Annotated in this window: 9 protein-coding genes; 3 read left to right on the top strand and 6 right to left on the bottom strand. The window is 45.5% G+C overall.

What is annotated here, in order from left to right; genetic code table 11:
• The coding region (locus HKN88_08665; protein ID NNC98131.1) for a hypothetical protein at positions 1–191 on the top strand (191 nt) is incomplete at its 5' end.
• 58 nt (positions 192–249) lie between these two features.
• Here HKN88_08665 and HKN88_08660 read toward each other — a convergent pair.
• The 5 genes from HKN88_08660 to HKN88_08640 form a co-directional block, all read right to left on the bottom strand.
• On the bottom strand, positions 250–2214 hold the full coding sequence (locus tag HKN88_08660; protein ID NNC98130.1) for a hypothetical protein: 1965 nt from the start codon (positions 2212–2214) through the stop codon (positions 250–252).
• 162 nt (positions 2215–2376) lie between these two features.
• Positions 2377–3294: a collagen-like protein gene (locus tag HKN88_08655; GenBank protein NNC98129.1), complete on the bottom strand. Its 918-nt coding sequence runs from the start codon at positions 3292–3294 to the stop codon at positions 2377–2379.
• Positions 3295–4209: 915 nt separating this feature from the next.
• Positions 4210–4629, bottom strand: a complete 420-nt coding sequence (locus tag HKN88_08650; protein ID NNC98128.1) for a hypothetical protein — start codon at positions 4627–4629, stop codon at positions 4210–4212.
• Positions 4630–4690: 61 nt separating this feature from the next.
• Positions 4691–5422 (bottom strand): DUF3379 family protein, encoded by a 732-nt coding sequence (locus tag HKN88_08645; protein ID NNC98127.1) that lies wholly within the window; start codon positions 5420–5422, stop codon positions 4691–4693.
• A 49-nt stretch (positions 5423–5471) separates the two neighbouring features.
• Positions 5472–6017: a sigma-70 family RNA polymerase sigma factor gene (locus tag HKN88_08640; GenBank protein NNC98126.1), complete on the bottom strand. Its 546-nt coding sequence runs from the start codon at positions 6015–6017 to the stop codon at positions 5472–5474.
• A gap of 176 nt (positions 6018–6193) precedes the next feature.
• Here HKN88_08640 and hemB point away from each other — a divergent pair, with 176 nt between their 5' ends.
• Together hemB and aroE are read left to right on the top strand one after the other, a co-directional pair.
• Positions 6194–7198: a porphobilinogen synthase gene (gene hemB, locus HKN88_08635; protein NNC98125.1), complete on the top strand. Its 1005-nt coding sequence runs from the start codon at positions 6194–6196 to the stop codon at positions 7196–7198.
• 31 nt (positions 7199–7229) lie between these two features.
• Positions 7230–8081: a shikimate dehydrogenase gene (gene aroE / locus HKN88_08630; protein NNC98124.1), complete on the top strand. Its 852-nt coding sequence runs from the start codon at positions 7230–7232 to the stop codon at positions 8079–8081.
• Here the strand turns inward: aroE and HKN88_08625 are convergent.
• Positions 8045–8494: gamma carbonic anhydrase family protein (locus HKN88_08625; protein NNC98123.1), on the bottom strand; the 450-nt coding region annotated here is incomplete at its 5' end. The two genes, aroE and HKN88_08625, sit on opposite strands and share 37 nt — an antisense overlap.

Here is an 8494-nt window from a genome sequence, read left to right as displayed (position 1 = left end):
TGGAAAACAGTTTGGCCGCCGAGTTCCTGAAACCCATGGCCATCTCTTTGGCCTACGGGATATTGTTTGCCACCATGATCACCCTGATCCTGGTACCGGTGATCTTCCGCATACTCGCCGACATCCGCCCCAAGTATCAGGAAGCCAGGGAAACAGTTGATCTGGAGTCAGCGGATTCGGTCTGGGTGTGATAAAAAATAAAAAAAGTCCACATATGTGGACTTTTTCTGCAAAAAGAATTCAGTTAGCTTATCGACTTTGCTTTTGCTCAGCCATTTTTGTTTTCTTGGCTTGCAAGCCCAGGATCAACAAACCACCGTCATAACCTGCAACATACGCTTTGCCATTATCAACTGAAATATGATCGACCACATTAGGAACCTTATAAGAGTCAATCTCCTGTGGTGAAGATGGATTCGAGATATCATATACACGCAACCACTCAAGGTCACCTACATAGGCAATTGAGTCGTCTACATGTATTGATTTAGCATTACGGGGCGTGTCTTTAACTGTTATTTCCCGCAGCTTATATGGATCAGTTATATCAAGCACAATCATTCCCGACTTACCTGCCGCAAGGTAAGCATAATTCCCTGCAATATCAACACTACGCACCTCATCATCATTAGGAGCAATATAATAGCTGACTGCTTTTATCTCATTTGGGTTTTCAACATTAAAAATTCTTAAACCCGATCGATTATCTGCAACAAAAGCAAAATTATTACTAACTTCCACATCGTAACTGTAACCTGAAGTATTAAAACTGGAAACCGCTGAGGGGTTTTGTGGGCTTGATACATCGATAATCCTTAAACCGGCGTCACCATCTGCGATATAAATGTAGTCTCCATTTTTTGTAATTCCCTCTGCATACCCAGGAGTGTCTAGCTTGCCTAGCTCTTGTGGCGAAGAAGGCTCACTGACATCAATAACTCGTAGGCCGCTAAAATCATCTGCAATATAAGCGTAAGGTCCATCAACATGAACATCTAAAGCACGATAAGTTTTCAACACACTCACTTCTTGAATGCTACTTTGATCAGACACATCCAATATCCTCAATCCTGTATAGCCGTTGGCAACATAAGCGAGATTGCCAATTGTTTGTACGCTTCGCGACATTCCTGCGGCATCATGATGATCAATAATAGGTGGTGATGTGGTTTGTGTAATATCGAGAATCTCAAGACCAAGGTCTCCATGCCCTAGAAAAGCATGCGATCCTGCTACCGTCACGGACTCTGAGCATGTTGGATTATGATAACGACCTAGCCATTCAGGAGAAGTTGCATCGCTCACATCTACAACGATTAGGCCAGCGTCATCTGCTACTCCGGCCAGATATGCTTTTGAATCTTGCACCCAAATTCGTTCGGCGCCATATTTTAGATGCTGAAAACCTGCTCTCGACGGATTTGCCGGGTCAGAAATATCAATTAGAGTCAGACCACCGGCACCATCCTTCTCATCTTTTTCCAGACTTACTAAATATGCGTTATCTTCATCTGCAGAAACACCGTAAACGATACCAGGCATTTCAAAATAACCGACATCCCTAGGTAGTCCTGGTTTTGATATATCAATTATTTTGAGACCATTATCTCTATACGCATTTGCAACAAAGGCTAACGACCCATGCACATAAACATCATAAGCAATGCCTGTTGTTTTATGCTTACTGACAAGTGCAGGTTGAGCTGGGTCAGTAATATCAATTACAATCAGTCCGTCCCATTGTGCAGCCAAATAAGCATAATCTCCAACGACATACACTGCTCTGACACTTTTGCCAGTTTTTATGCGTCCGGTTTCTTTAGGATTCTTAGGATTTGATACATTTATAACAATCATCCCGCCGCTGTCATCTGCTACATAAAGATGTTTACCGGACACAAACAGACCACGAACGATGCCATTGGTTTCTATTGAACCGACCTCGTTCCATTTATCCTTATTCATTTTATCCGATTCCAGAACCCGGATCTCGCCTCCCGATCCAAAATACACATAATTGCCGGAGACCGCACTGGCGAATACCGGGCCACGTTGCCAACGACCCAGCAACTCAAAAGACATCTTTGGCGTGGCAGCCGTGGATCCTTGAGCCAATAATGACAAAGAAGTGGTTGTAGTCGGAACGGCAGTTATTCCATTCGCACTTATAAGGACTGCAAAAATGAGTACGCAATAATAAAACCCTTTACGCATTGTTTGACTCCTTAATTTAAATGATTAATTGAACTGTAATGATAACTATCACTAATGGTAAACACTAAAGGTCAATTTTAAAAGTCAGTCATGTCATATTAACAAAAAAAACGCCCTGCAATAATTAAGCACTGCAGGGCATTATTTTTCAGTTACCTCTTACTATGGTGTTGGTGAAATCACAAGTGATCCCGAGAGTGCGCTGACGGACCCACTTACTCCAGTAATTCTTATACTTAGAGAATCTAGCACCGCAATGGAGGCAGAACCTACTGGCGCTAAACATGTGCCAGAAACATCTGTCGTGCAGGAGATACCTGTTGTTTGCCCATCTGAGGAATTTGCAAGATCTTTGTAAATGGTACAAATAACGCCTGACCGAGGACTAACAGTGTTCCCCGAGATATCATTTGCCTTACATGCAAAGCCTTCAATGTTGCCACCGAATGGCAAGATAATACCAACATCGTCGTGCGTACCACTCACAGCACCGAGGCCACAGTGTTTGGTGTTACCAACACTTGAAGTACCACAAGTCAGATTCATAAGTGTAGTGTTAGACGCTGGATCACCTTGGGGGCCTTGAGGTCCTTGCTCACCTTGTGCGCCTGGAAAGCCCATCTTACCTTGAGGACCTTGGGCACCGTCAGAACCAGCGGCACCGACCTTACCTTGTGGACCTTGAGCACCGTCCGTTCCGTCTGCACCAGCGGCACCGATCTTACCTTGAGGACCCTGGTCGCCTTTATCGCCTTTAGGTCCTTGTGGACCTACAGCCCCTAAGGTCAGATCATATAAATCGTGTTGCGATGTAACTCCACCGCCATTACCTACGTAATCAATAAGCTGGAAACTTCCATACTCTTCACCAAGTATTAGTGGTTGAGAGCAGGATGTGTGAATAAAGAATTCTTGAGAATTGCCGTCGGCTTCTAATAAAACACTTAGTTTATTTTTCCATTTGGATCCGGACGCTATAAAAGTGACAGTGCCACCATCCATGACCGAGGTTTCATATAACCAGGCATCTGCATCTTTGCCAAAAGTTGACACGGACGCATCACTCATAGATCCCGTCATATCACCCGAGCAAGTAGAATCGGCTTGTGAATTGAAACCACTACAATCTTTTGGTGTGTAAAGAAAGGTTAGAGAACTTGGTTTGTCGCCACATACGGCTTCCCCGCCTTCTGTGACAACTTTCAATAAATAATCACCAGAAGGTACATTTGGCTCGCCGCCCATTACCACTGGCAGATCCACAACCACGCAATCAAAACTGCTGGGATCCAGTGGTGGCGCAGGATTAGCACTCATCATGGTACACAGTGACTGATCAAGGCTGATATCCAGAGGATCTAGATACGTACCTAAATAGACACTTGGATCATTAAAATCGGTACCCCAAACAACCAATACTTCTGGTCCGTTTGCTGGATATGGTTGTACCTCATGGATTTTCGTTTCGGCAAATCCGGCGGTACTTAGATATAACAACGCCATGAATATGGCTACTTTGATTTTCATCGTTAATCCCTCAATTGTTTTTAGAATTTTTGACATCCAACTGTGTCTGCATTTTGATGCAGGTTAATCGAATGCCCTAAATAAACGAAAACTACGTTCAGTATCCATTGTTTACAGAAAGTTACAGTTGCGACACTTAAGAGTCAAATTTATCGGCATGTGTCCCATATATGTTACAAAGCAAGGTCTCGATTGAGTGTCAATTGTCAAAAGTTGACAGCCACTTGCGTCGGTAAATTTGATCATTAAAAACATAGAAATCATGCGCTTAGTTTGGATGAAATAGGGTTCTAGACGAACTGTTTCATAGTTGGTACAGATGGATCCAGGAAAAGATCGTGAGGAATATTCCGCAACTTTTCAACCATCCATGCAACAGGGTCATAAATCCTGAACAGCAAGTCATCCAGGTATAAAAAAGCCCGCGTTAAGCGGGCTTATGATCATGCGATATTAAATGAATCGGTCTTAAACGCTACCGCCACACTTGCCTTCGCCGCATTTGCCTTCGGCGCCTTTTTCTTCGGCTTTGTCTTCAGCAGCGCCACACTTGCCTTCGCCGCACTTGCCTTCAGCACCTTTGTCCATGCCATCTTTTTCAGCGCCACATTTGCCTTCACCACATTTACCTTCGCCGCACTTGCCTTCAGCGTCTTTCTTTTCGCCTTTGGCACCACATTTGCCTTCACCGCATTTACCTTCGGCTTTGGATTTATCGCAATTTTCAGCTCGCTTGCCTTCGCCTTCGGTGAGATAGACATTAGACATGTAGCCGGAGCTTAGCGCGGTTGCGGAAAATGGATTATCAGCACTAACTGAAGTGCTCATGGTTGCTGCCATTGCTGCTGTTACTGCAATAGCTAATGGTTTGATGGATTTTTTGTTCATAAGGTTTTTCTCCTGATATGTAAAAAATGAAATGAAACAACTAACCGCAGAGCGGCGAATATTAATCCTGCCAATGAAATGCTTCGAGTAAAACTCGATCCATATAATCAGGATTTTCCTTTTTGCCGCCGATCACGGCAATGGCGCCATGCTCCGCGGGTAAGATTCTTCCATTGAATTCTTTGCTTTTGATCTTGGCAGCACGCGTACGCATTTCCGGCATGATCAGTATTGTAACCGGTCTACCCGATTCACCTTTGACCACAATGTGTGCTGCAAGTTGCCCCGCAAATGGGCATAAGCTTGCAGATAATATTTCTATACTCTGGTCATTCAGCATTATATTCGCCTGCTTAAGAACCATATCCACTTGTTCACGAGGTGTAACGGTGTGGGTCAAGACCAATAGATTGGGTTCGTGGTGAATATGCTCAACCACTTCGCTGGCGATTGCCGTGCCGGGATATTGCATGGCAAATAGAGCCGTGATTGCAAGCATAATACTGGCTGCTGCCGCTAGCCATGGACGGAATTTTTGTTTGATTAATGAGCCTGGACGCCTCTCGTTTTTTGCAGCAATGACCTTGCTAAGTTGATGGTCGATACTGTTTTGTGTAATTGGTAATGACAGAGCCGACAACAGCTTGCCTTCCAGGCTTAAGCTTGCAGCATAATAATCGGCACATGCGACACACTCTTGTTGGTGCGCAAACAGTTTCGGGTTAGTTTCAACCTGTTGTGGTTCTGCACCACAATTGCGTTTGAAACTTATACAGTCAATGTTCTCTATCATACTTGTTCAGCTTGCTATCTCAGGTAGCAATTTTCTCTTTGTGTGTTTATTAAGACCGGATCGGGGTCACATTATTACTGCGCGGACCAATATTTTCGTCTTGTTTTTCAAGCTCTACTTTTAGTTTTTTACGCGCTCGAAACAAGCGGGTTAAGACCGCGCCTTGTTTTAATCCCATGGTTTGAGCGATCTCTTCAGTGGTGTAGCCCATTAATACTTGCAACACCAACGGTTCACGATATTCGTCTTCCAACCTCCAAAGCCCGTCTCTGACGTCGTCAATGTGGCTGACATCTTGTGTTGCAAAATACTGTGGATTACTGATCATGGCTTCTTCAAGGTTGTAATGATGATCACGCCGGCGATCAAGGAATCGATAAAACTCCCGCCGCCCGATCGTCAGCACCCATTGCTTGGCCGCTTTACCATCGCGTAACTTGTCCCAGGAGCGCCAGGCCCGTAACCAGGTTTCCTGCGCCACGTCCGAGGCGAGATCCGGGTCTTTGCAAAGCCACACCAGATAACGATAAAGGTCAGCTGCAAAAGCGTGACTGAACTCGTCAAAATCTGGCTTGTCAGGAATCTGGTCTGGCATCTCTTTTACCAAAGAAATTATCTCCTTGCCTATTATGCATGGAAGACCAAGAGAGGATTAAAGTTATTACGAGACCGAGTGAAATATCAATAAATTCAGTGAATTATGTACAAAAATCTATCAGAAATGCACGCAATCCACTACAATACCGCCTTTGCATGACAAATGACACCATAATGAGCCAGTTTGACGGAAATTACCCTTTGAATCGCCCGCGCCGCTTGCGCGACAAGGCGTTTATACGGGAGTTGGTTCAGGAACATCGTTTACATGTGCACGACCTGATCTATCCGGTTTTTGTGATGGAGGGCGAAAATCACAGCGAAGCCGTTCCAAGTATGCCCGGCGTTGAACGCCTGAGCATTGATCGACTGTTGGCAGTGGCCGGGGAATGCTCGGAACTGGGCATCCAGGCCCTGGCTATTTTTCCTGTGATCAATGCAGACTTGAAATCCGAGGATGCCCGAGAAGCATTTAATCCGGATGGCTTGGTCCCAAGAGCCGTTCGAGCGTTAAAAGATGCCTACCCCGAACTGGGGGTGATAACCGACATTGCGCTCGACCCTTACACGTCTCACGGACAAGATGGCTTGATCGATCACAACGCTTACATTGTTAATGATGCCACGGTAGAAATTCTGGTTAAGCAAGCCTTGTCGCATGCCACAGCAGGTGCCGATATTGTGGCGCCTTCCGATATGATGGACGGACGCATTGGCGCTATTCGTAAGGCGCTGGAACAAGCTGGGTTTGTAAACACAAAAATTTTGGCCTATACCGCAAAATATGCGTCGTCGTTTTATGGGCCATTTCGTGATGCTGTGGGTTCAGCAGGTAATCTTGGCAAGGCCGATAAAAAGAATTACCAAATGGATCCCGCCAATATCGATGAGGCTTTGCGTGAAGCGGCACTGGACATTGCCGAAGGTGCCGATATGTTAATCGTTAAACCTGGCATGCCTTATCTGGATGTAGTAAGACACATGAAAAACAACTTTCAAGTGCCGATTTTCGCTTATCAAGTCAGTGGGGAGTACGCCATGCTAAAGGCCGCGGCTCAAAACGGATGGCTGGACGAGCAAGCCTGTGTGCTGGAAAGTTTACTCGGATTTAAACGTGCCGGCTGTACCGGCATTTTGACCTATTATGCCAAAGACGTGGCACACTGGCTTACACCCTGAATTTCCAAATAATTAAAAAAAGACTTTAAACATGGAAGAAAAAAAATCCTATCATTGTGGACTGATCGGCTCGCCGGTCAAACACAGCCTTTCGCCAATAATTCACGGGCATTTTGCCGCCCAGTTTGATATGGATCTGGAGTATTCATTATTTGATACATCCGAAGAAGATGTGGAAGAAACCATACTCAGTTTTTTTGCCGGTGGCGGTACCGGATTGAATATAACCATGCCATATAAAAACCTGGCCTATCGTTTTTGCAAGCAACACAGTGTCATTTCGAAAACCACGCGTACGGTAAACACGGTCTGGATGGGCAAGAACCACGAACTCAGTGGTGACAACACAGACGCCACCGGTTTTATTCGTGACTTGCGACACAATCAGAAATTTGATGCCAAAAACAAGCGTGTACTGGTTATCGGTGCCGGTGGTGTGGCACAGGCGATCATACCTACCCTGTTTGTTCAAAAAGTAGGTGAGCTGTATATATTGAACCGCACCATGAGTCGTGCCGAAGAACTGGTCAAGCATTATGGCGAAAAACGTGGTGCCAAAGTTCTCGATCCGGACAAGAACAAACAAGCCTTTGATCTAATAATTAATGCAACTTCGGCCAGTATTTATGGCACTTTACCCAACGTAAATTCTCGCATGATTGGTGAGCACACCTATTGTGTGGACCTGGCTTATACCAAGACCTCGACAATTTTTTGCGACTGGGCTCAGGAAAACGGAGCCGAACGGGTCTGGGATGGTCTTGGTATGTTGATCGAACAGGCCGCCGATGCGTTCGGGATCTGGTTCAAACAACGACCGGATACACTCGAATTGTACAAGCAGCGTTATAAATTACTCGCCGGATCCAACTCTTCTAAATAGGAATTTTTCAATTTCACATAATGTCTGGCAGAATAAGCCAACATCTCGATCTCATCCTGCTTCAGATCACGGATACGTTTAACCGGATTACCACGATAGAGCGAGCGGCTCTCCAGTTTTTTGTTTGGCGGCACCACACTTCCAGCGGCAATCAGGATCTCGTTTTCCAATACCGCGCCATCCATAATGATCGCACTCATGCCGATCAAGCAACGGTCTCCAATCGTGCAAGCATGCAGCATGGCTTGATGTCCGACGGTAACTTCAGCGCCAATACTTAATGGCCCTTCTCCATCCGAATACGGCCCATCGTGGGTCACGTGCAAAACGGCGGCATCTTGGATATTGCTGCCAGCCCCGATCGAAATGGTACTGACATCGCCGCGCACCACGGCCATTGGCCAGATGGAAAC

It is taken from the genome of Gammaproteobacteria bacterium (genome assembly GCA_013001575.1).
Taxonomy (GTDB): Bacteria; Pseudomonadota; Gammaproteobacteria; order Steroidobacterales; family JABDMI01; genus JABDMI01.
Note: the sequence above shows the minus strand (reverse complement) of the source record. Positions and strands in the feature narration are given on the sequence as shown.